The 23,953-nt window shown below is 45.5% G+C and carries 15 protein-coding genes; 5 read left to right on the forward strand and 10 right to left on the reverse strand.

The window, feature by feature from the left end; translation table 11 throughout:
* Window positions 1–40: 40 nt before the first annotated feature.
* From ACJJIN_RS20200 to ACJJIN_RS20215, 4 genes are all read right to left on the reverse strand, one after another.
* Window positions 41–3,154 carry a PQQ-binding-like beta-propeller repeat protein gene (locus ACJJIN_RS20200; RefSeq protein ID WP_444895942.1) on the reverse strand — a complete coding sequence of 1,038 codons (3,114 nt, stop codon included), beginning with the start codon at window positions 3,152–3,154 and terminating at the stop codon, window positions 41–43.
* Between the two features lie 467 nt (window positions 3,155–3,621).
* Entirely contained in the window at window positions 3,622–4,260 is a 639-nt protein-coding gene (locus ACJJIN_RS20205; protein WP_444895943.1) for a hypothetical protein, read from the reverse strand.
* A gap of 215 nt (window positions 4,261–4,475) precedes the next feature.
* Window positions 4,476–6,389, reverse strand: a complete 1,914-nt coding sequence (locus tag ACJJIN_RS20210) for an alpha-amylase family glycosyl hydrolase (protein ID WP_444895944.1) — start codon at window positions 6,387–6,389, stop codon at window positions 4,476–4,478.
* A 51-nt stretch (window positions 6,390–6,440) separates the two neighbouring features.
* A complete protein-coding gene (locus tag ACJJIN_RS20215) occupies window positions 6,441–8,882 on the reverse strand; it encodes a TIM-barrel domain-containing protein (protein ID WP_444895945.1) in 2,442 nt (813 codons plus the stop codon).
* 186 nt (window positions 8,883–9,068) lie between these two features.
* Here ACJJIN_RS20215 and ACJJIN_RS20220 point away from each other — a divergent pair, with 186 nt between their 5' ends.
* Both ACJJIN_RS20220 and ACJJIN_RS20225 read left to right on the forward strand, forming a co-directional pair.
* Window positions 9,069–10,586 (forward strand): MFS transporter, encoded by a 1,518-nt coding sequence (locus ACJJIN_RS20220; RefSeq protein ID WP_444895946.1) that lies wholly within the window; start codon window positions 9,069–9,071, stop codon window positions 10,584–10,586.
* A gap of 177 nt (window positions 10,587–10,763) precedes the next feature.
* Window positions 10,764–12,167, forward strand: a complete 1,404-nt coding sequence (locus tag ACJJIN_RS20225) for an alanine/glycine:cation symporter family protein (protein WP_444895947.1) — start codon at window positions 10,764–10,766, stop codon at window positions 12,165–12,167.
* Window positions 12,168–12,234: 67 nt separating this feature from the next.
* On the opposite strand, the gene ACJJIN_RS20230 is transcribed toward ACJJIN_RS20225, so the two are convergent.
* The 3 genes from ACJJIN_RS20230 to ACJJIN_RS20240 form a co-directional block, all read right to left on the reverse strand.
* On the reverse strand, window positions 12,235–12,681 hold the full coding sequence (locus ACJJIN_RS20230; protein WP_238152069.1) for a L,D-transpeptidase family protein: 447 nt from the start codon (window positions 12,679–12,681) through the stop codon (window positions 12,235–12,237).
* The gene (locus ACJJIN_RS20235) at window positions 12,639–12,962 is read right to left on the reverse strand and encodes a hypothetical protein (RefSeq protein ID WP_444895948.1); all 324 of its coding nucleotides are present in this window, start codon (window positions 12,960–12,962) and stop codon (window positions 12,639–12,641) included. Before ACJJIN_RS20235 ends, ACJJIN_RS20230 begins: the two co-directional genes overlap by 43 nt.
* Before the next feature lie 596 nt (window positions 12,963–13,558).
* A complete protein-coding gene (locus tag ACJJIN_RS20240) occupies window positions 13,559–13,798 on the reverse strand; it encodes a hypothetical protein (protein WP_444895949.1) in 240 nt (79 codons plus the stop codon).
* 22 nt (window positions 13,799–13,820) lie between these two features.
* On the opposite strand from ACJJIN_RS20240, the gene ACJJIN_RS20245 reads away from it, so the two are divergent.
* Entirely contained in the window at window positions 13,821–15,242 is a 1,422-nt protein-coding gene (locus ACJJIN_RS20245; protein ID WP_444895950.1) for an aryl-sulfate sulfotransferase, read from the forward strand.
* Window positions 15,243–15,322: 80 nt separating this feature from the next.
* Here ACJJIN_RS20245 and ACJJIN_RS20250 read toward each other — a convergent pair whose 3' ends face one another.
* A complete protein-coding gene (locus ACJJIN_RS20250) occupies window positions 15,323–16,381 on the reverse strand; it encodes a hypothetical protein (protein ID WP_444895951.1) in 1,059 nt (352 codons plus the stop codon).
* 294 nt (window positions 16,382–16,675) lie between these two features.
* Between ACJJIN_RS20250 and ACJJIN_RS20255 the strand changes: the two genes are divergently transcribed.
* Entirely contained in the window at window positions 16,676–16,990 is a 315-nt protein-coding gene (locus tag ACJJIN_RS20255) for a cupin domain-containing protein (RefSeq protein ID WP_444895952.1), read from the forward strand.
* A 901-nt stretch (window positions 16,991–17,891) separates the two neighbouring features.
* Window positions 17,892–19,697 carry an Ig-like domain-containing protein gene (locus ACJJIN_RS20260; RefSeq protein WP_444895953.1) on the forward strand — a complete coding sequence of 602 codons (1,806 nt, stop codon included), beginning with the start codon at window positions 17,892–17,894 and terminating at the stop codon, window positions 19,695–19,697.
* 91 nt (window positions 19,698–19,788) lie between these two features.
* Here ACJJIN_RS20260 and ACJJIN_RS20265 read toward each other — a convergent pair whose 3' ends face one another.
* Together ACJJIN_RS20265 and ACJJIN_RS20270 are read right to left on the reverse strand one after the other, a co-directional pair.
* Window positions 19,789–20,622, reverse strand: a complete 834-nt coding sequence (locus ACJJIN_RS20265; RefSeq protein WP_444895954.1) for a polyphosphate kinase 2 family protein — start codon at window positions 20,620–20,622, stop codon at window positions 19,789–19,791.
* 39 nt (window positions 20,623–20,661) lie between these two features.
* Window positions 20,662–23,187: a plasma-membrane proton-efflux P-type ATPase gene (locus tag ACJJIN_RS20270; protein WP_444895955.1), complete on the reverse strand. Its 2,526-nt coding sequence runs from the start codon at window positions 23,185–23,187 to the stop codon at window positions 20,662–20,664.
* Window positions 23,188–23,953 lie beyond the last annotated feature (766 nt).

Genomic DNA, 23,953 nt, shown 5'->3' on the forward strand with positions numbered 1-23,953 from the left:
TTTGAAATGTATAGAATTTTATTAGTTTAGCAATTGCATTCTACCGCGTTATAGTTACCGATCCTTCTTCCGTCAACCAGCCTAATTCATATTGTCCATCATTGTTGCTGTCGATAAAGCGTAAACTATCATGAACCATTCTGGGGCCTAGCTCAGGTGAGGTCGAAATTACTTTTCCGGTCCATGGATCAATTTCTATAATATAGCGCCGGCCATCATTTTCAGAACTGAATAGTATATTTCGATGTTGGGTGCCGTAATTTTGCACTACAAAAGAGCGAACATCATGCTCTCCTAGATAAATTAGATTCTCGAACTTTAGGTTGCCGTCTAGCACCATAAGCCATGACTTGTAAACTCTTTTTATTAAAACAATAATTTCATCCACAGAATCTCCATCTAAATCAGCTATGTTTATTTGGGAATTCTTTGAGAATTCATAAATGGGTGTTTCTTGACCTTCAGGGATATCATTGAAAATGTTGAACTTTGTTGAAAATGATTGGTAATTATCATCGCTGGTTAGCAGCCTGATGTTTTCATTGTCAGCCGCGACTACATTGAATTGTTCTGTGTTTTTTGTGTCAATTAGTTTTATATCGACACCGCCACCAGTATTATGGCTCCAGAGTAATTCGTAGTTATCAATGTCATAAGCATATATGCCATTATCTTTAGTAGTTGCAATCATGCTGGTTTTTCTATCATTGCCGAGTTGGCCAGTGGTGAGGGAAACTATTTCTTCATTTATAGGGTTGCCAGACCAAATAATAGACTCTGAAAAAATATCGTAAAGGCCTGGGGTTTTTCCGGTTACAAAAGCAATTTCATTAGTGTTATCTTTTTGAAGGTCTAATAAAACAGCAGCTGTTGTCTCATTTTTAATCCCCGGTATTGTGGGGCTAAAAGAAAAGCTATTCGTAACAGGATTAAAGGCCATTAAATGCGAGTTGCCCGAGGAAATTGTTGCTAGACCTAAGGCGTACAAGCTGGAAGTGTTTGTAAGTGTAGATTTCACATCAACAAGTGTGTCTTTCAAATTTGTTGTATGTTGTTTAGGTTGCCACTCTATTTCTAGCTCACCATCATCTGAAGAGTTTGAGTAAATTATAACGTCGTTTCTATTGGTAAAGTAAAATTCCAGTTCTGGATCATCATCCAGATTGCCTACTCTCATATTCTCACTAAAGACCGAAGGTGATGAAATCCACTTAGGGATCAATTTTTGTGAGTCTATGTCAAATGAGTAGAGTTGTAGCTTTATAGGAGAGGTCTCTCTTACGAGGATTCTTGGTGTTGCGTCCTCAGGAGAAAGAAAAGTTACAAAATTACTATGTTTAATTTCATTCTCAAGTTTAATTTCTTGAGTGTTTGCATTGTAAAAAGTCAAAACTTTGGAAGTTGGATGAGTGCCGATGATTTCACCGATTCCATCCATGTCGATATCTGCGATATCAAGACTTGCACTATCATTATTTGATGTAAATCCTTCTTCATAATGCCAGCTTAAAGTATAACTACCATTGATATAGTCAAATACGTAACCTCCGCCAAGTACAATCTCTAGTTCACTATCGCTATCGAGATTTCCGACAGTAAATGTTGCACCTAATTGAAGAATTTCGGATTGCCATTCCACTGAGTAGTCATCAGTACTTAAGATAACCAGTTGCATTTGATCTTTAAAGTCATCTGGCTCTTCCCCTCGAAAAGAATTGTATAAATCAACAAGGGCAATAATTTCTAGAGTCTGGTCGTTATCTAGATCTGTCACATAAATTTGTTGAACTTCGTTGCCTGTGAGAGTAGCTACTCTTTTGGGTCTTAAGTTATCATCGAATAAAAATATACCTGTCGTATCATGCGACCATATAGCGTGTCCTTGCAATCCTGCTAGGATCTCTTCCCTTCCATCATCGTTGAGATCTATGAGGGTTAGGCAGGAGTAATATAAATCGTTGTAATCATGATAGGTGGGGCCTTCGCCCTCAACTAATGCATAGGGGTGCTCCCACTTAATAGCATATTCATCACCGTCAGAGCCTAGTGCAAATAATCTACGTCGACCATTGGTAGCCACAATCTCCTTGATTCCGTCTCCATCAATGTCTCCAACAGCTAAATCTGGAGAGTCAAACGTAGTTTCAATATATCCATTTGATAAAGGCACTTTTCGCTCTTCATCCAAAACTTTTATCATCCTACCTTCGCTATGTGAGTAGTCCTCTTGTAACAGTGAAAGCTCCCATTGGATATCCATCTCTTTTTCGAACATTGGTCCAGTCGGTGTCCAACTGATATTATCATCTTCATCAATCTTCATACCATTTGGGCGGGCTAGAAACTCTAGGTGATAGGGATCGTTATCTGGATCTTCTACTACTACCTGGAATCCTACAGGTTCACCATACTGAACAGTGTCTGGCATGTTAATGACAGACATTACTGGTAGTGTATCCTGGATATGAGTGCTAGTCGTTACCTCAACGGTTAAATCTCCATCTGAAACGACTGCTTTTACAGCCACTTCATCTCCTTTCAAAAAATGATTGGAGGGCAAAATATTAGTTATGACATCGGAAACTAACTCTTGATTTACAGTCCAATGATACTCAATTGTTAGGGGGTCATTATCTACGTTTGAAATATCGATAGTGGCTTCGATATCGGTAGTGGTAAATATAGGTAAGTTTAGAAAGCTTAGGCTCTCAATAATGGGGGCTCTATTTTGAATTGTAATAGATGTGCTTTGTGATACAGAGTCTTCACCGTCTGTGATGGCTACTTCTACACTGATTGAATCGCCATGATTAAAATAGGATGGGGCTAGATAAGGTTCTGTTACTTCATTGATCACTTGATCATTGTTTTTCCAGGTATATGTAACTTCTAGCAGATCTCCGTCTTCGTCTGAGACATCCAGTAGAACAGATAAAGTGCTGTCATTATAGGCTTGGTCTGGTGTGATGGATAAATTATTAATAACTGGGAGAGTATTATTGTTAGTGCCCCCTTGACCTGGATCGCCACTAGAAGGAGTTTCGGTGCTTGAGTCATCGCTGGAGGAGCCCCCGCCTCCGCAGGCAACTAGTATCAATGAAATTAGTATAATGCAAAGGTTATTCACTATACTCTTATAGTAAGAAATAGACACATCACTCTCCATATGTAGGTGCCAATTTTAGATTTTTTCACCTATTAATAGGTGGTAAATGGGTACCAATTTTTTTGGTGTTAATTCTCTCTATTATGGATAGGTAAAAATATAAATCATATGGAAGGCAACTAGGTATTTGCGGGGTTTATCACATTTTTTAATAATTTTTACTTATTTGTAAATGTTGGTACGATCGCTTTGTGAGTATTCTGATAAGGCTGTGTCGTTTAAATCTACGGAGGGATATTGGCCGATAGGATTAATAGTATGGTCTTTAAGTGTATAATTTTTAAAAAGCTACTAACCAGTTGGTTGGGTAGCTTTGTTGGTAAGAGTTCTTTCTAATTCACGTTAATGGTTTGAATTATTTTTCAATAATATTGAATAAGCAAGTTGTGACCTTAGGTTGCTTACTCTTTTCTTGTTTAAATTTTAAGTTTTACTAAATGAATTTTATGGATAAATTACTTGCTCACTTTATCCTTAGCCAGCAGAGCTTGTTGTAGCGCCTGCAATTTTGCAATCTCTTCTTGATTTAACTTTGGGTTCGATTCACAACGAGGATCGGTTTTTTGCAGCAAGGCCAGTATTTCTTTTGTTAATGGTATGGGTTCACAGCCGTGTCCGGTCTCGCAAATTAAATCCCATTGCGGTTTGGCCTGGATATGGCAGGCAAAGCAGTTACCTCCAAAACGGTTAACTACATCAACAAAACCTCGCTTACGGATTTTGCTACCTTCTTCAGAAACATCCAGTTCAAAAAACTCCCAATCTTTAGTGGCGGGGTTAAAGCCTTTTTGGTGTTTGACCATCACTTCCCCGGGGACTAACTGGACCACTGATCCGGGAGGATAAACACCTCCAGTGCTGGAGTTTGCGACCTTTAGAGTCCCATCCAGATCTCCCAGTAAATTATCCACATAAAACCCCCGCACCTTGGTCATATCTCGGATGCAGTTAAAAGTCTCGTCTGTTACCTGGATAGGTGCTTCGCTCTGTTCAGCCTTGTTAGTTTCAGCCATTGTAGGAAGTGCTACTGATGCTAAAAGTGCAGCCAAAATTAGGTTTAGTGGTGAAAAATAGCGGCTATGTTGTCGGTTCATAATGTCCCCTTGCATATCAATTTCGGCTTTTATTTAAGTTGTGCACAATATAATTGTGAACAATATACATGGAGTAGTGTTTATGTCAAGCGAGTTACCTGATGAGTATGGTTAGGGATTGTCGGGATTATGTTGTGAGAAAGGGGGTAGGGTGGGTATAAATTGCTGTGCTTAAGCGTTCTTGGAGGGGAGTAGTCCCCTCCAGGGCTGAGTGGCTATTTCTGGGGAACAGTGGATATTGCAAAGATATGGCTTTCGTAGGGTGCCAACTGGATCTTTGTGGAGGCTTGGTCTTTTTCCAAGATAAGGTTTGCCACCTTATTGGATATCTGGCTTTCAGCCAGGTAGCTGCCCGGTTGTAGTTTCCAGGCCTCTAGAAGTGCTGTAGGCAACTGAAAATTAAACTCCACTGCCCTGTTATCGAAGTTGGCGATTACCAACAATTTTTCATGTTCGCTCCAGCGGGCAAAGGAAAATTGTTTTTCCCCATAGCCAGAGTTTTGCTTGCGGTTGTAGCTGTGCAAGTCCAGGTAATCGCCAAGTAAGGCCGGGCTCTGTTTGGAGAAATTAAGCAGGCGCTGGTAGAAGCTGCGCAGCTCTTTTTCTTCTTTTGTCAGCAGTGCAGTGTCAAAAGCGCCCTCATTGTTCCAGCGGCGCACACTGGGTACTGACCAGTAGTCGAAAATGGTGGTGCGGCTGGCTTTGCCGAAGCCGGTATCTTTGTTGGCGGGTTCTCCTAACTCCTGGCCAAAGTAAACCAAGGTAGGGGCTGGAGAGAGCGTGGCAGACACCAGCATTGCAGGTTTGCCTGCCTCTGGGTTGCCAGAAAATTGTGCGCTGGCAATACGCTGCTCGTCGTGGTTCTCCATAAAGCGCAACATATGAGAGGAAATATCTACCAGGCTTGCCTGTACCTCTGCGATTTTATCTGCGCTGCCCTTGTTCTCCATGACCGCACGAATAGCGTCGTAAGTACCGACTTTATCGTAGAGATAATCCATTTTGCCCAGATGCAGATAATCCCGATAGCGCTCTGGAGTATAGATTTCGGCAAGTAACAGTGTGTTGGGGTTGCGCATTTTGATGGAGGAATTCAGGTAGCTCCAGAATTCTACCGGCACCATACCGGCCATATCATAGCGGAATCCGTCCACGCCAAAGTCCAGCCAGTAGTGGGCGATATCGCGGAATTTTTCCCAGGTGTCTGGGACTTTCTTGTCTGCCCAAAACTGGGCGTGGGCCCGGTAGTCACGCTCGGCATATTCCTGGGGTAGCTCAGAAAAGTTCTTGCTGTTATCGGGGCGAACGCCAAAATTAATTTTGACGGTTTCATACCAGTCGTGCATGGCAGGTTGTGCACTGCGCGCGCCATTACCGGTCCATTTAGCTGGACTCTCTACAAACTGCCCATCGACAAGATCATTGGCTTCGCCATTGAGTGGCTGATAACTGTCTTCTGCAACGGGCACGCGGAAGTCTTCGCCCACCACATAGTAGAAATTGTTGTTGCGGGCGTAGGTGACCTGGGTGTTGTCGCCAGCTCCAAAATCCTGCACGCCTTGGGGTTTATCGAGAGAATGATAGGCGCGGGCTACATGGTTAGGCACTATATCGATAATTACTTTCAGGCCGGCCGCGTGGCTGCGTTCCACCAGTGCGCGGAATTCCTGTAATCGCTCTGCTGGGTTATTGGCCAGGTCTGGGTTTACGCTGTAGTAATCCTTGATGGCATAGGGAGAGCCGGCGCGGCCTTTGACCACATCTGGATCATCGTTACTGATACCGTATTCCGTATAGTCGCCAACGAGCGCGTGGTGCAGGGCGCCGGTGTACCAGATATGGGTGGCACCCAGCGCGTGGATTTCATTCAGTGCTTTTGGGGTAAAGTCGGAGAACTTGCCCACACCATTCTCTTCGAGTGTGCCCCAGGGTTTGTTGGTACTGTTAGTGTTGCCAAATAAGCGCGGTAGCACTTGGTAGATAACGGCTTTTTTCTCCGCAACTTTTTCAGCGGGCTGTATTTCTTCCGGGCTGCTCTCCTGGCTGCAGCCGGCAGTGCCAAATAGAGCAGCGCCCAGTAGGGAAGCCGAAAGGAGTTTGGCAATAAACAGGGAATGTAACTTCTTCATTGTTTCCTGATGACTTTAAATTTTTTTGTCAGTGAACAGCGGTTTGCTGAATTATTGATTTTTGAGCACTAAATCCAGCGGTTCTTTGTGCCAGTCAAATTTAACCAGCAGTTGCTGCTTGCGCTTGTTGTACCAGGTCCCACGGGATGCCTGAGAAAAGTCTTTTTCACTGTCGAAAATAGGCAGGGATTCGCCGCTAATATCGAGCTGCGCAGGCACTTGTTGCCAGTTGTGGATCTTTAAATTGACCTTGCGGGATTCCGGCATACCGGTATAACCGTCTCCTTCTCGATTAAAGGCGAAGGTTAAACCCTGCTGTTTGTTTTCAGCTGAGAAATGCAGCTTCTCGTATTTGCCTTTTTCAAAAGCCTGCGCAGTAGCGCCATCATCTTCATAAACATAGCGCTCGGACTCTGCTGCTGATGGGTGCGCGTAGTAGTCCAGGGTCAGGTTTTTACTGGAGTAATCACGACTGCTGTGGACATCGTCAATGGTGGGAATAATGGCGCCGGCCCGCACCAGCACAGGAATAGTTTTTAGGTCTACTTCTACCTGGGCCTGATCGCCAGAATATTGTTCATCAGTCCAGTAATCGAACCAGGTGCCGCCGGGCAGTTTTACCGCGACCTCATCCACATCTTCTTCCACGACTGGGGCAACGAGGAAATCCTGACCCCACAGGTAGGCATCCTTGTAGTCCAGTAGGGACAGATCACTTTCGTTTTCGAAAAACAGTGGGCGCATCAGTGGCATACCGGTCTGGCTGTTTTCGAAGGCGAGGGTGTAGTTGTAGGGCAGCAGGCGATAGCGCAGTTTTACATACTCGCGCAGGATATCGCGGGTGCGGCGATCGTGGAAAACCGGTTCAGAAGCAATATGCTCCTGGGCGTGCGGGCGATAAACTGGTTGGAATACGCCGTACTGTAACCAGCGGATGTAGAGTTCGCGGTCAAATTTCTCACCGCCGGCAAAGCCACCCAGGTCTGAATGGGTGTAGCCAAAGCCCAGTAAGCCCATACTCAAAGCCAATTCCACCTGGGGCTGTAAGCCACCCCATTCCCGAGCGACGTCGCCGGTCCAGGGGATCATGCCGTAGCGTTGAGAGCCGGCAAAACCGGCGCGCATCATAATAAAGGGGCGGCGTTCAGGGTGCTTTGCCGTTTGGCGTTCGTGCAGTAATTGCGCCCAGGCGTGGCCGAAGGCGTTGTGGATTTCATCGGCCATACCGATTGCGTGAACGGTATCGGAGGGGTGAACTTCCGGTTCACCCAAGTCGCCCCACCAGCCGGCTACGCCCTGTTCCAATAATCCGTCGTAAATATTCCAGAACCAGTCGCGGCCATCTTCGGAGAAGACGTCGATCAGGCCGGTATTGCCGAAGTAGAAATCAAAACGTTTGGGTTCTCCGGCCAGGTTTTTGGCCAGGGCATTATTTGCCACGGCTTCCTGCCAGCGTTCGGAGGTGGAGAGGACAAAAGGCTCGGTCACCAGGATGGTATTGATGCCGCGTTTTTTAAGGTCGGCCATCATCTTTTCTGGTTCGGGAAAGGCTTCCTTGTCCCAGGCAAGATTGCCCATATGACCTTTGATATCTGGGCCAAACCAGTAGAGGTCTAACACCAGGGCGTCCAGGGGGAAATCTTCTTCGGCAAACTTATCCACGGTTGCGCGGACTTCAGCTTCGCTGTGATAGCCAAAGCGGGAGGCGAAGTTACCCAGGGCCCAACGGGGTGGCAGGGGCTGTTTGCCAGTGGTAGATACATAATTTTCCAGCAAGTGTGGATAAGTCTCACCGGCTACCACGATGTAAGCGGTGCGCCCGGCGACGGCTTCAAATTGCAGGATATCTTCTTCGTTTGCGCCCAGATCCAGGGTGCCGGTGGCAGAGTTGTCGAACAGCAGAATGTATTTGTTGCTGGACAGTACTGCTGGCAGGGAAAAATACATCTGGTTGGATTCGGTGGTGTATCCGTAATGGGCACGGTTATACAGAGGCAGGCGTTGACCGCGACGGTCCATCCCCATAACCCGCTCTCCGCCGCCCAGCAGTTTTTCCTCTGGCGACAGTGCGAAACGGAATCCGCGTATCGTCTCGGTGGCAAAGAAACCACTCTCTTCACTCAGGATTTGTTCGCTACCGCGCAAGTACTCGATTCGGAAGGGAGACTTGTGGATGACCGCAGTAAGCGAGCCAGTGCGGTAAACGAGCTTGTCCCCTTGTTGCTCCAGCGTCGTCTCGGATCGGCCGGCAGAATTGGTGGCTAACGCGAATGAGGGCAACTGCTTCAGGCCTTCGCGGCGATAGTGCACCGATAGCGCTGACGGACCAACCGGGGAGAGGGTGACCTCGCCCTCACTCGTCTGTACAGTTAGTGAGTCTTCGCTCATGGTGTGATCGCGGTAGTTGCGCTGTTCAGCGGCCAGGGATTGAGCGCTCAGGCAGAGTGTAGCTGCGAGGCACACCAAGCGCAGGAGTGGGAATTTTAGGATCATCGCGCGGGACTTCAGTTGCTTGATTAGGATTCACAGTTTCGTGTTGGCCCGGCGTATACGCATGGGCCTGAGTTTATCCTAAAGCGAAGGATCTGGCCCGCATCCCCCCCTATGGGGGAGGATGGATGCTCCGGGAGTGCGTGTGAGAATGGCAGAATAAGCATAACTAGTGATGCGGTGACCTCTATGACCCAATCAGCAAGCAGCGCCGTTGCGCCGCAAGCCCAGCAACCGCGCTTGCCCTTTTGGCAGGTGTGGAATGTCAGTCTCGGTTTTCTCGGGGTGCAATTTGGCTTTTCCCTGCAAAATGCCAATGCCAGTAGAATCTTGTCTGATCTGGGGGCGGACCTTCACTCCCTGTCCCTGTTCTGGATAGTGGCGCCGCTCATGGGGCTTATTGTACAGCCGATCGTGGGTTCAGCTTCGGACCGGACCTGGAGTCGCTTTGGTCGCCGCAACCCCTTTATTCTTTTTGGAGCCATCGCCGCAGCCCTGGGGATGGCGTTTATGCCCAATGCCGGGATTGTGGTGGCGATAGTGGCCCCCATTATCTTTGGCGGCGTTATGTTGGCCCTGATGGACGCGGCCTTTAACGTGACCATGCAGCCTTTCCGCGCTCTGGTATCCGACATGGTGCCATCAGAGCAGCGCACCCTGGGTTACTCGATACAGTCTTTGCTGATTAACATTGGCGCCATCTTCGGCTCCATGTTGCCATTCATCCTGACTAATGTGATTGGTCTGGAAAATACTGCCCGTGCGGGAGAGGTGGCGCCCTCCGTTATATGGGCTTTCTATATCGGAGCCACAGTGCTGCTGGGTAGTGTGTTGTGGACTGTGCTGCGCACCAAGGAGTATCCGCCGGAGCAGTACAACGCCTATAAAGGTCTCGACTCCGCGCAACTTGAGCGGGAGAGACAGCAAAAAGCCCCACTGGCAAAGCGCTTGATCGGTTTTTTCCAGCTGCTAATTAAAATGCCGCGCACCATGCGCCAGCTGGCCCTGGTGCAATTCTTCTCCTGGTTTGCCCTGTTTATTATGTGGGTTTACACCACGCCTGCGATCACTCAGCACGTTTGGGGAGTGGAAGCCAAGTGGTTTGATCCCGCCTATCTGGAAAGTGTCCAAGAAATTCCCGCACATATCGCTGCTGCCAAGGGTGCTGCCGGTGACTGGGTAGGAATTATTTTTGCTGCTTACTCCCTGTTCGCAGCGATCTTCTCCATTGTCCTGGCCCGTTTGTCTCAGGTGCTGGGGCGTAAGCTCACTTACTCCCTATCGCTGGCACTGGGCGGTTTGGGATACATCAGCTTCCTGTTCTTCCAGGGGGGTGATCCCACACAGGTGAATCTGTTGATTACAGAAGTTTCCGTACCCAGTGGCGCCCTGGGATTATTGCTACCGATGGTGGGTGTGGGCATTGCCTGGGCCGCTATTCTGGCGATGCCCTATGCGATCCTCTCCGACTCGCTGCCGGCGGATAAGACCGGTGTTTATATGGGGATTTTTAATTTCACTATCGCCGCACCACAGATTGTTTCCGCCCTGGTAGCTGGCTTGATATTGAAAACAGTTTTCGAAAACCAGGCAATTTACATCATTGTATTGGCGGGGGTGTGTATGTTGCTTGGCGCTATATCGGTGGCGCTTGTGAGGGAGAGTTCAGAACCCGAGCCCGCATTAAAGGCAACTACTACAGCTTGATAAGAAGTTGTAAAAGATCGTTAGAAAAGCCCCTCTTTGGGGCTTTTTTATTGCCGGGATTCCAGGTTTTCCCAAATTTTTCGCATTTCTGGGGCTGCGTAGTTTTATGGAGGCATTTTGACAGTCTGGTGTGAGCGTACCTAGACTGGGCGGATCTCACCGGAAATGAATTAAATTATGTCGATATTCCCTGCTATTGATCAGGCATTAGAGGCTTTTGCCAGTTTTGTCTGGGGTCCCCCCTTATTAGTGCTACTCGTTGGTGGAGGCCTCGCGCTATTAATCTATTCTCGTGGCCGTCCCTATCGCCATCTTGGGCACAGTATTGGGCTTTTAAGTGGTCGATACGATGACCCCAATGACCCTGGCCAAGTGAATCACAGCCAAGCACTCTCCACAGCGCTGTCGGGAACCCTAGGGTTGGGCAATATTTCCGGGGTTGCCATCGCAATTACGATTGGTGGACCTGGGGCGATTTTCTGGATGTGGGTAACCGCCCTGGTGGGGGTGGCTACCAAGTTCTATACAGCAACGCTGGCGGTGATGTTTCGCGGTCGCGATGCCTCCGGGGAACTGCAAGGTGGTCCCATGTATGTTATTCGCGAGGGGTTGGGCCGACGCTGGATGCCGCTCGCAGTACTGTTTGCCGTGGCGGGACTCTGCGGTATGTTGCCGGTGTTTCAGTCCAATCAAACCACGCAGCTATTGCGCGAGTCTTTTGCTGAGCCCTTGGGTTGGGTAGCGCCCGGAGGTTCATTCACTTTTGATTTTGTTATTGGCTTATTAATTGCTGTTGCATCGGCCTATGTTATAGCCGGTCGTATCCAGCGTATCGGTAAATTCTCCGCAAGAGTAGTGCCGGGCATGGTGCTATTTTATCTGGGCATGACCCTTGTGGTAATTGCCAGCTTCTGGGAGCAGGTACCGGCAGCATTTGCGCTAATTTTCTCGGATGCTTTCAGCGGTCAAGCTATTGCTGGAGGTACTCTGGGTTCGGTCATCACAGTAGGGGTGAGCCGGGGCGCATTTTCTAATGAGGCGGGTATAGGCACAGAGTCTTTGGCCCATGGTGCAGCTAAAACCCGTGAGCCAGTTCGAGAAGGCGTGGTTGCCATGCTGGGCCCCATTGTAGACACACTGGTTATCTGCACTTGTACTGCCCTGGTGATACTACTGACTGGCGCTTGGCAGCAGGAAGGGGATATTGCTGGCGTTACCCTGACTGCACAGGCATTTTCTCAGGTGTTTGGGCAGTTCGGCTCAATTTTGCTACTGCTAATGGTCCTTCCGCTGGCTTTCAGCACTATCGTTACCTGCTGGTATTACGGCATGAAATGCTATGTTTTTCTTTTCGGTGGCCGCTGGCAGGGTCTTTATACCGGACTCTACATGGTCCTGATTATATTGGGTGCGGTGGCTTCTTTAAGTGCCGTAAACAGCATCATCATCGGGATGTATGCAGTAATGGCGATTCCAACAATGGTGTCTACTTTATTACTGGCGAGGCATGTTAATCGAGCGGCTCACGATTATTTTACCCGTATGGATTTAACAAAGAGAAAAGAGGCCGAGGCTTCCTAATTAAAAAAGGCGGACTAAATAGTCCGCCTTTTTTATGGTTGGTAAAAATTTACCTGTTACTTCCAATTCAAGGCACCACGGACACTTTGGTACCAACCTTGGCGTGGGCATAAAAAATCTTAGCCATATGCCAGGGGATACGAATACAGCCATGAGAGGCGGGATATCCCGGGACGTGACCAGCATGCATGGTAACGGGGCCATTGATACGCATCATGTAATCCATAGATGCCCCGCGGAATCGAGAACCTGCAGGTTTGCGGTGGCGGCGCACATCCACATTGCTGCGCATTACATAGCCCCGTGGGCTGATGTAGTGACCGTACAGATTTGATCGATGGCTGTATTTCTTCTGTGAAATACGGAAGTTACCGGTAGGTGTGCGGTGTCCGGGTTTGCCGGTAGATACCGGGGACATACCGGCCAGGCGCCCGCCCTTATAGAAGTATGCCATTTGATCACTGAGGTCGATCACAATACGCGGTGTTCCCTGAATATTGGATTTAAACCACATATGGCGGCTATGCCGTGGATTCGCCGCGTATCTGGAATGTGTTCCGTATCTGGAGTGAGCCCGATAATTCCTATTGTAACGGGAATGCGCCCTGTAATTTCTGTTGTATCGGGGGTGTGCTCTGTAGTCCCGGTTGTGCCTTGAGTGCGATCTGTAATTCCTGCTATGCCGTGAATTTGCTCGGTAGTCCCTGCTATACCTGGAGTGTGCTCCGTAGTTTCCATGTCCATGTTGAGCGCTGTATCGTGAGTTATAGCGGGAATTGGAATAATCCACGGCATAGGTTAGTGGGGCAAGAATTGCTGATCCCACAATCACTACGGCAGCGGCGAATGATGATTTTTTGCGTAGAGATCCCTTCTGTTTCGTGGAAATGGATTGATGATTTTGCAGCGAAGATCGGCTATGCATTACACACCTCTCTACTACCAGTGGGCCGTGTAAACAACCGTGGATTTTGAATCCAGCTACAGTTTGTCTTAGGGCAAGTATTTCTGCCCTTCTACAGGGACAAGTCCATAGCTGGTGATTTCCCCAAAGCAGATAACCGTATACTCGGCCTCGGCTGCGGGTTGGTACTGCGGCGGTATGAACCACTACAAGTCCAAGGGATGGTAAGGTGGGTCTTAAGGGCTGGTGACAACAAAAAGGAATATACTGAGGTTCTCTTAGAGGATGCTCTTCTAGTTGTTAGTGATTTTGAGGAATTTTGTCTTAGTTGCTAAGGTTTTATGAGTTATCTACCGTAACTTGCAAGTCAATTTCCAGCGTTCTTGAATCACACCAGAATAATAGAAATAGCTTTCAAAAGTTATTGTTATTTATTTCATCTTAGTAAGTGTCGCAACTATACCGTTATCCACATTTATCCCATTTCTCATATTTGTTGTGCAGGCCTTTGCGCATTAGAAAATTTAATAAAGAAATTTTCTTTTCGGGATCGCTCAAAATATTTCTTTCTGGTTTGAAAACCAAGTAAACGAATCCACTCTTTTTGCGTTATGTGATAGCTGATTATTGGAAGCTCCCCTGAAAATGAAATACCAGGGTAGAGATGATTATTTTTATTATTTATTAAATAGGATTTGGCTATGACTGGAAGATCGACGTTACCCATATCTTTTCTAGTATTTTTTGTAATGCTTTACAGCAATCCGGGCGTGAGTGTTGAGGTAGAGCAAGCGAATGAAGCTCTGCTTGCTTTGGATGACGAAGTAGAATTAACCCTTTCGATGCATCCACTAAATAGTTTAATGGTTAATGCACAAGTATCGACTAGCAGTGAATCGCGAGTGGCGATCAGGATCAATTCGGCAGTAACTGACCGTCGGCGAACAAATTATACCGATTGGGGCACAGAGCATGATATGACCCTAGTAGGTTTAAGGTCCGATACCACTTACCGTTTTACTGCACTGGCAATGCTGGAAAGTGGAGACGTTGTGCAGAGCTCGACTATTTCTTTCAAGACTGGTTCGTTACCTGAAGGCGCTCCCCCAGTTGAGGTAACTACATTTACAGAGCAAAGCGAAGGAGGTGTAACTATTTTTGCACCTTCAGGTGACAGGGATAATACCTTTTGGGGATTCGATGAAGAGGGTGAGGTTGTTTGGTACCTCCACGGAGACATTCCTCTCACCGGAGCACCGGTAGTGCGCAATTTACAGGATGGTAATTTAATGTTGCTGTTGGATCAGGAAGCAAGGATTATCTCCTTTGCTGGTGAAACGCTGCAATCATTTGAGCTGCCAGCCTATCACCACGATGCAATTCTTCTTGAAAATGGAAACCTACTGGTATTAACAAACGCCTATGAAACAATTGATGGTCAATTGATAAAAGGAGATGCGATTCTTGAAGTGGATGGGCAGGGCAATACTGTATGGGAATGGTCTGCATTCGATCATCTCGATACTCAGCGTTTCCCCGGTGAGTTAGCCAGTCGAGAAGCGAGCAATGGTGCGCTGGATTGGACTCACTCTAACTCATTACACTATATTTCTTATGATAATTCGATTTTACTGTCAAGTCGCTCTCAAAGCTGGGTGGTCAATATTGATCATAATAGTGGCGAAGTAAACTGGATTATGGGTAGGGATTTGGATGCTTCCGAGGGATTTCTTGAGAAATTATTTTCATTGCAAGCTGGCACCTGGATGGCTTCTCAGCATGCAGCTATGCTTGCGTCAGACGGAGACATTCTGATTTACGATAATAGGAATGAGTCCGAATACAGTGGTGAGATCTATAATAGCCGCGCAGTGAAATTCTCTTTGAACACAGAGGAAATGGTGGCAGTGCAAACTTGGGAGTACGTTGCACCAAAGTACACCAATTCTTTAGGGGATGTAGATGAACTTCCTGGTGGGAATATTCTACTTTGCGCGGGCGGTCCATCCAGTGCTAGTACCGGCAACAATAGAGATGCATATATTGTTGAAGTCGTCGGCGATCAGACTGCAGAGACGGTTTGGGAGATGAAAGTCAATGATACGAGTGTATATCGTGCTGAGCGTTTTTCTTGGAATGACATATCAGTGGTAAGTGATTCATCACTTTAGATCCTCTAAATAGTTAGGCGCCAGTAGCATACTTTGTTGCTGGCGATTTTCATTAAAGGGCTTCTAAGCAGATTTGGCAATCAGTGCTCTATAGCATTGATTATTTTTCTAAAGCGGTATTCCCCCAGTAACTGTTGAATATCACTAGAAAGGGCTTGAAGTGTTTTAATTAAATATGGTTTTAGCGTGATAATGTTAGGCTTTTTTGGGGGAAGTGTATGATTTGATGGAAAAAGTTCTTCACCTCCTTCGAGGAACTCATCATTTATTTTTTTATTTTCCTGTGAATATCGATCTAAAAAATTAGCTCTATCTTCATCAGAGTTCCATAGGTGTGGTGATCTTGGTAGTGTTCGCTTGATTATGTTTTGTGTATTGCTAGATTTTATCCATTTTAATAGTTTTGCGTTTTCAGATTTTGAGTGTATTTGCTGGTTTAATATCTGCTTTAAAGCGGCCTCTTCATTTGAAAGGCTCTCCCTTATAATTTTGTTTGAGTTTGGTAGGCCAGAGATTCCTAAAGTGCGAAAAAAATTAACTGGTAGATCTCCATTACATAACTGTTCGTAAATAATTATTTTGATATCGGGAAAAAAATTTTTGAATGCTGCTATATTTTTATAAAAATTCAGGTTTCTACCCTCTATCTTTGATAGGAACTCTTTGAATGACAGTTTCGCTAGTGGAGATACTCCTTTCATAATATGTTCTTTGTAGAGAGACTGGGCAAAATTATCTTGTCTGCGCAAGGTTAAGATGATTTTGGTTTGCTCTGGGGGTATTGTATTGGAGAGTAGTTCTAAATAATGGTGCCGAGCCTCAATCCAGGAGCAATCTTTTGTTTTGTAAGTATGTCGACAAATAGGCTCTGCGCTAATTAATAGATCAAGGTTATTTTTCTTCGACTTTGACTTCCAATCATATGCTAGCAATTTTCCTCTTGATATAGGCGGGCTCTCAGGGTGATCGGAAAATGAGTGTGCAAAAAGATGGTGACCCTTATCTATGCTAATTAAATTTCGATGAATAATGGGATATAAAATACCTTTACTTCTTAATAGCTTTCTATATTTATAGGCGTAACATTGTATTGCTGTAGTGCCGGTTTTATGTAGCCCTGAATGTAAATATATAGTCATTATATGTTCTTTGTATTTTATAGATCGTGATCTGGTATCTATTATTGTTTAATAGGTGCTCATATTTGTTTCGAATGATTTATTTTGTATTTCATGTGAGATTTGTGTTTTTGGGGCGTCAAAGAGCCAATGTTGATGGTTTAGCAAAAAATATTCTATTTTCTGGTCTCGGGCTCATTTTGATTTCATTTGGCGTATTTTTTCTATATTAATCCCAATTGTGGAGCCCGTTAGTCCTAGTATAGTTGTATTTTTATGAATTTCTTCATACCGATTTAATGTTAGGGGAGACTTATGGGTAATTTTTTCACTCAACTACCAGGTGATCACTCTAGGGAGCATTTTGAGAGTTTGCTGGAGGGGAAAAGCTGCAGGGTTGAGCGGATTATATCTTACGGGCAGTCCTCGCCTGAAACAGGGTGGTATGATCAAGATGAGCATGAGTGGGTGTTAGTACTTTCCGGTTATGGTGTTATAGAAATGGAAAATGGTGAGAGGCACCACCTGGGGAAGGGGGATAACTTGTTGATTAGGGCAAATCAGAGGCATCGGGTGGTGGAGACAGCTAAAGATGAAGCCACTATATGGTTGGCAGTTTTCTTTCTGTGAGGCAGTTATTTTTTAAGATATAAATCTTTAAACATTGAGTTGTGAACTCCTATCGAGGGTTCTTTATCTATAAATGTAAGTCGGATCTAAAGTCCACAGACTACTTAGTGGATTTAATTATAAGGGTAGATAGTTTTCTGACTGGCAGGTCAGCCTGTGCTTATCTCCATATACCGTAGAGGCCTGTTAAAATTTTCGATGCTTTGCTTAAATTGCACAGCTTTAATTTGGTCTGATCGTTTGATACCAAGTCAAATCCTTCTCTGCCAGGTAGTGTATGCTGCCTGGTTTTTTCTTTTAGTATTATCTCAATTAACACTGACCGAAAAAATCATATAGAACTTCCAGATTTCTATAGCCAGATCAGAGACTAGGTTATTAAGTGGTTATCCCCCATATACTTCTATTCTACAGATCTTTCTTTTATAGCTCAGGTTTCGGGAAAAGTCAGTGTGTAAGAGACACGTTGTGTATGAAAAATAGCTTCCTTTCTTGCTTGGCAGTGATAAATGTAATTTAAAATATCTTCTCTGTCGGTAAGGCAAACTCTAGATCTGTTATTTGAAGTGATAGATCTGTAGTAGATAATGCTGCTCTCATTTTAATAGTGGCGAAATCAAGCGCTAACAATTGTCTTGAGTTGATCACGCTTAGATTGACATCAGTGAGCTGAAATTAATTCCTTTTCACTCTGGGAGAAATCCTTTCACCAAAAGCCAAATATGGTTGTGAGGCACTGGTACTAATTAGAAATATTTACTTAAGGTTTTGCGCCAATTTCCGCCATAAAACGCGTTACTTCTGACAATCGATATAAATTGCTTGTTCACGTGTCATTTCTTCGTGAGAAATAAATTAGCATGTTCCTGTGTTGATAAGTAAATATTTTCTTGGGGAAGAAATGAAAGTTCAGTTTTTAAAAGCAACTCTCTGCCTTGCTATTGTCTCATCACTATACGGTTGTAACGGAGGATCAAGTGGAGGCAAATCTCCTGAAGAGACAGGTGATATTACTGCACCAACTTTAACCCTTATTCCTGCAGGTGGCAGTACTATCGAAGAAGGTGACAGGGTGTTACTGAATTTTGATGAACCTGTAGAGCTAGGTGATATCTCACTGTCTGGTTCTATGCAGGAATTTGGGGAACTATACCAAGTTAGTGAAGATTCACTTGAATTGAGGCCGAACGATGTTTGGGGGGAAGGGGAAGAGCTATCCCTAGTAATCAATGCCCAGGACGGCGCTGGTAATCAAATGACGGAGATTGCTGTCAAGTATCAAGTTGAGAGCATTGCCCCTACTGTAAATAGTATACTTCCGCAGAATATTCGCTTGGAAAAGAATGATTCTTTCGAAGTGCAATTTTCTGAGACTATGGATATAGATAGTCTTCAATTAGGTGGGATCTTACTTGAAGATGACTATAAGGTTGTTTGGTCTGCTACCGCCGTTGAAAATGATACGCTAACTATTACTCCAAAAGAATACTGGATCGCCGGGCAGAAACGCACAATCAATGTAGATGTAATGGATTTAGTAGGAAATCCCATTCCTACAGTAAATAGTAGTTTTACTGTGCCGATGTATTTCGAGAACTTTGCTCCGGCGTCAGTGGTGATTGGCCAGGATAATTTTTCAGATATAGACGCAGGGCTAAGTGCTAAAAATATTGGAGACTTTCCTATTGGTAGTCCTGCCGTTAGTTCTGATGGAAAACTATTTATAACGGATCGAGAAAACAATCGTGTCTTGGTCTTTAATGAAATACCTTCCTCGAACGGGGCTTCTGCTGATTTTGCTCTAGGTGTCGATAGCCTGGATAGCTCCGATTCATCTAATGATAGAAAGACGCTTCAATGGCCAGTTCAAGCTAGTATTAATGACGGTAAGTTAGTTGTTTCTCAGATAAAGGGGGAAAGACGGATTTCGCTTTATAATCAAATCCCTATGGAGGGGGCGGCAGCCCCTGAAGTGGTTTTAGGACCATGGGGCGAGGGAGACGATGGGTGTAATAGCTTTAATACACCAGTATCTGCCATTTTAGTTGACGGGAAAATTATAGCGGTAGATGAAGTTAACTCTCGCGCGTTGGTTTGGAATAGTATTCCTACAGAAGATAATACAATTGCAAGCTTAGTTATTGGTCAGCCTACAATGGAGAGCTGCTCTGCTAATACCAGTTTGGATGGTAATAGTGGGGGGCCAACAGCTCAAACTCTTGCTTACCCTAGTGCAGTTTGGAGTGATGGAGATAAGCTTGCAATTTTAGACTCTGAAAACAATCGAATTTTGCTCTGGAATGAATTCCCCACAGAAAACTATGTTGCGGCAGATGTTGTACTCGGGCAGGAAAATTTTGGTGCTGAGGAATGGCCGGATGATGCAACGGAGAAAGATTTACGTTATCCATGGTTTGGAATTTGGTCAAATGGAATTCAGCTATTCGTAACTGATACGGAGAATAACCGAGTGTTAATTTGGAATCAGTGGCCTGAAGAAAATTATGCTGCTGCGGATTCTGTCTTGGGGCAAAGTGATTTTGTGAAATCTGCTTATAATGATTCTAACCAAAATGGAGTTAATGATACCGATGAACTACCCAGTGCGTCTACTTTAGGTTCTCCAACAGGAATCTTTGGTTATAAAGATAATCTGTTTATTACTGACTCAAGGAACAATAGGGTGTTGGTATTTAAGTCGCACTAGTGCTTTCTAGATTGACTTGACTAGATTGAAACTATAGCTAAGGGAGATGGTAAATAAATTTATCATCTCCCTTGCTTTTTAGGGTTTTAGTTTATTGCGAATTCTTAAGTTGATGATACTTGGTTTTTATCTCTTCCAGGTTAACAGTGGGGGCAGGAAACTGGGGGTTTAATTTCTTTAATGCTTCAGAAATAATTGAAGCTACAGCCAAGTCCCGGAACCATTTGTGGTTTGCGGGGATAACAAACCAGGGTGCGGATTTGGTGCTGCATTGATTTAGCATATCTTCAAAAGCACAGATATACTCATCCCAATATTTTGCCTCAGTATAATCACTTTCGCTGATTTTCCACTGTTTGGCGGGATCGTCAATACGCTGCTTGAATCTCTCTAACTGCTCATCCTGGCTGATATAAAGGAAAAATTTCAGTATTATTGTGTTGCTTTCAGAGAGTAATTTTTCAAAGTTGTTAATTTGTTCATAGCGTTCACTCCAAATCTCCATTGGAACCAGGCTATGCACTCGTTCAATCAGTACGCCCTCATACTGAGAGCGGTTAAAGATTGATATATGCCCTCGCGCAGGGGTTACTTTGTGATATCGCCATAAGAAATCATGCTCGCTCTCTTCTTTTGAAGGTTCCTTAAAGGAAATCGCTCTACACATTTGTGGATTTGTTGCGCCTAATACATGCTTGATGGTGCCATCTTTCCCCGAGGCATCTATTCCCTGCAAGCAGATAAGTAGAGATGTTTTACGCTCAGCGTAAAGCTTGTAAGTGAATGAACGTATCTGCTCATCTATACGCTGGGTATCTGGGAGTGCCTCTTCACGACTTTCGTAACAATGTTTGAAGCCCGGATCTATTTCGGAGAGCTTTATCTTGCTGTCAGGCTTTACCCTGAAATCTTCGAAACAATTCATAGTTCGACTGCCTACCTTTTTTAGGCTTTTGTAGATGGCTCAGATATCACTTAATCTTCGATAAAGAAGTTTCTTGACCAGGTCCAGGAAAAACATCCAGATAATCATGTATAGCCATACCAGACCGATTATGGTCCAGGGTATTGCCGGTACCAGCCAGCCGAATCCGCACATCAGTACGGTAAATGCTTGGGTACCAACAATTGCGATAAACAGAGGGAATGCGGGTAGTGGTTTGGAAAAGAAAGCTGTACGAGAGCGCACAACGAATAACAGTAGATGTCCACCCGCTACGATCTGTAAAAATACGATAGTTTGAATTTGCTCTTTATTTAATGCGATCCAGGATTGCCAGTTGGTGTTATTGAGCCATTCCATTCCAATAAAGAGAATACCCATTGTTTGAGCAATAGAAAAAAGGCCGATAATGCTGGAGCCCAGTAATAGGTCTCGCATTTGCCAATGCACAGGTTCCTTGGGAAGCAGAGTATTATCGTAGGCAATGGTCATAATGGGGATGTCATCAAGAAGAGCCACTAGTACGATCATAACCGGGGTTAGGGGCGAGAAGCCGAACATTATGGTAGCAAAGACAACCACCACCATAATATCTAGAGTCATGGATACCCGGAAAAGTACGTAGTTAATAATGCGTTCAAATATTTTTCGGGCTTCATCGATGGCATCGACGATGGTAGATAGTCCGGGAGAGGTCAGGATAATGGCTGCAGCCGCGCGTGCGGCGTCGGTAGCTCCGCTAACGGCGATACCACAGTCAGCTTGCTTAAGGGCCGGCGCATCGTTCACACCATCACCAGTCATGGCAACCTGGTGACCCCTGCCCTGCAATGCTTTCACAATGGCATATTTATGTTCGGGAAACACTCGCCCAAATCCATCTGCACGCTCAACGGTATCGACGATAGTAGATGGCAGGTGGTCCATATCCTGGGACTTTGTAAACACACTACTGGCAGCGAAAATATTTGTTCCAATACCGACTTGAGTGGCGATTTCCTTGCCGATAGCCACATCGTCGCCCGTAATCATTTTTACTTGAAGCCCGTGTTCCCGTGCGCGCTGAATAGTGTCTTTGGAGTCATCCCGAGGTGGGTCTTCAAGAGACAGAATACCCAGGAATTGCCACGGTGAGCCGTTTGCCTTCTGCGCAACACCCAGGGAGCGTAGCCCCCTGGAGGCCTGTTGTTGCACACAAGCAGTGGCTTTGTCGGCCTCGGCACCACTCAAGCTACATAAGTCGACAATAGCCTGGGGGGCCCCTTTGCTGAAATATAGGGTTTGCCCATCCTGATTCTGTACCTTGACTTCAGTGCGTTTGCTCACCGGATCAAAGGGAGTGAATTCATCAACCTTATATTTCTTCAGTTCTTCCTTATTTTTCAGGCCGGTAAAAATTGCTTGATCAATTGGATCACTGGCGCCTGCTTCAGATGCGATAGCGGCGGCAAGGATCAACTGGCCGTTGTTTTCCGCACTGAATAAGGTAGGTTCTTCGAGGCACAATTGGTTCTTGGTGAGGGTGCCAGTTTTATCTGAGCAGAGGATATCAACACCAGCCAACTCTTCGATGGACTCCAGCCGCGAGACGATCGCTTTTTTTCGGGATAGCGCCAGGGCACCGAGAGCATTGGTCACAGTGATGACCGAAGGCATGGCAACGGGAATCGATGCGATCAGCAACACCAGTACAGTGCGAAGAATATTGATGATATCTGACCAGTGCCATGTTTCGGCGACCACGATATCGCGGTATAGCTCTGTGCCTACCAGAATAACGGCCAACACCAAACACAGCACGATGAGGAAGTCACCGATATGGGTGACGGCTTTCTGCGAATGTGAGGCATTTTGCCCTGCGCCGGCAACAAGTTGGGCGGTGCGCCCAAAGAATGTATTGTGCCCGGTACCGATGACAACAGCGGTCATCTCCCCCCGTTTGGCGATACTGCTGGAATAGCCAATATCACCGATGCTCTTACTGACGGGTAGAGATTCTCCGGTAAGGGCGGCTTGATCAATACTGATGGACTTCCCTTCAGTAAAGCGCACGTCAGCGGGCACGACTTGCCCTAGCTTGATTCGCACTATATCCCCTGGGACCACCATCGCGGCATCGATGGATTGATACTCCCCATCCCTTAACACATTGGCTTTGGGCGCCATACTGGCCTTCAGTGCTGCCAGCGCATTGGCAGCTTTGTGTTCCTGCCAAAACCCGGCAATCGCGTTGTACAACAGCAGGGCCATAATGATGGCGAAATCGGGCCAGTGGCCAATTAATGCAGAGAGCAATGCGGCCGCTTCAATCATCCAGGGAATGGGGCCCCAGAAAAATCGCAAAAACTTAGTGAGTGCGCTTTGCTCCTTCTCCTGAATGGCATTGGGACCATATTTTTGCAGGCGGGCGCTGGCTTCATTTTTGGTGAGGCCGGCGGGTGATGTGTTTAGTTCAGTGTAAACTGCATCAATATCAGCGTTCTGCAAATCCAGCGATTGCTGGTCGCTGTTGTTTTGATTATTTGGCGATGATTCTTGACCTTGCACTTTGGGTTTCCCAATGACAAAGGTTTACCTGTGGAGTCTGTTCCAGCACTAGATAACTCAATCTAGCAGTTTGCGCCATTCGCTATGTGGACATTGGTGACGGTGGTAAGAGAAATTTGAAGGTGTAGAGTTAAAGGTAAAATAGCCGGCATTAAGCTGGCGTGAAAAACCATTATTCCTGCGGGCTATTGAAAGGGATATATCCGTGACAACTGATTAAGCTGCAGGGGCAGCCTATATTGATAACGTCGCGATTTTTCTACGGGGTTTCGAATAGCAATCCGTGCTGTAGCCCTTGGCCAACAGGCCTAAGGTATAGACTACATGAGGGTGCTTTCCGGATATTCCTTAGTTCTCGTTAGCTTATAGTGGATTTTATAACTATATAGGGTACCTACTAAACGTGAATAGGTCTTGGGTATAACGCCCGCGGTATGGACTAAATTGAAGCGCAACGGACATTTAGTCCTGCGTACCTGCGTTTGTTAAAAAGATCCATCGAGATATGACTGAAACCAGAAATGGGACAACAAGTATAGCTATCATGGTAGATATTTGATTTAGCGCAAGAATCCAAACCGTCACGATAGGTAGATAATAAAAAGTTACTACGAAGACAATAGCGAGCGAATAAATAAGAGATAGACACCAGTTCCTCATATTCATTTTGCAGTTAAGTGTATATGTCAACAATGAAGCAATTAAAACGCAACTTAAAAAGGCAGTTAAGTCAAGAATCTTGCTCCATTCTGAGAAATTTAAACCC

The organism is Microbulbifer maximicatervae (SeqCode) (assembly GCF_052467505.1).

What these genes read in the sequence shown, in the direction of transcription:
- ACJJIN_RS20230 (WP_238152069.1), bottom strand. Translation starts at nt 12,681, where the DNA reads ATGTGGTTTAAATCCAATATTCAGGGAACACCGCGTATTGTGATCGAC.
- ACJJIN_RS20265 (WP_444895954.1), bottom strand. Translation starts at nt 20,622, where the DNA reads ATGAATTGTTTCGAAGATTTCAGGGTAAAGCCTGACAGCAAGATAAAG.
- ACJJIN_RS20220 (WP_444895946.1), top strand. Translation starts at nt 9,069, where the DNA reads ATGACCCAATCAGCAAGCAGCGCCGTTGCGCCGCAAGCCCAGCAACCG.
- ACJJIN_RS20245 (WP_444895950.1), top strand. Translation starts at nt 13,821, where the DNA reads ATGCTTTACAGCAATCCGGGCGTGAGTGTTGAGGTAGAGCAAGCGAAT.
- ACJJIN_RS20210 (WP_444895944.1), bottom strand. Translation starts at nt 6,389, where the DNA reads ATGAAGAAGTTACATTCCCTGTTTATTGCCAAACTCCTTTCGGCTTCC.
- ACJJIN_RS20260 (WP_444895953.1), top strand. Translation starts at nt 17,892, where the DNA reads ATGAAAGTTCAGTTTTTAAAAGCAACTCTCTGCCTTGCTATTGTCTCA.
- ACJJIN_RS20240 (WP_444895949.1), bottom strand. Translation starts at nt 13,798, where the DNA reads ATGGGTAACGTCGATCTTCCAGTCATAGCCAAATCCTATTTAATAAAT.
- ACJJIN_RS20225 (WP_444895947.1), top strand. Translation starts at nt 10,764, where the DNA reads ATGTCGATATTCCCTGCTATTGATCAGGCATTAGAGGCTTTTGCCAGT.
- ACJJIN_RS20215 (WP_444895945.1), bottom strand. Translation starts at nt 8,882, where the DNA reads ATGATCCTAAAATTCCCACTCCTGCGCTTGGTGTGCCTCGCAGCTACA.
- ACJJIN_RS20255 (WP_444895952.1), top strand. Translation starts at nt 16,676, where the DNA reads ATGGGTAATTTTTTCACTCAACTACCAGGTGATCACTCTAGGGAGCAT.
- ACJJIN_RS20235 (WP_444895948.1), bottom strand. Translation starts at nt 12,962, where the DNA reads ATGCCGTGGATTATTCCAATTCCCGCTATAACTCACGATACAGCGCTC.
- ACJJIN_RS20205 (WP_444895943.1), bottom strand. Translation starts at nt 4,260, where the DNA reads ATGAACCGACAACATAGCCGCTATTTTTCACCACTAAACCTAATTTTG.
- ACJJIN_RS20250 (WP_444895951.1), bottom strand. Translation starts at nt 16,381, where the DNA reads ATGACTATATATTTACATTCAGGGCTACATAAAACCGGCACTACAGCA.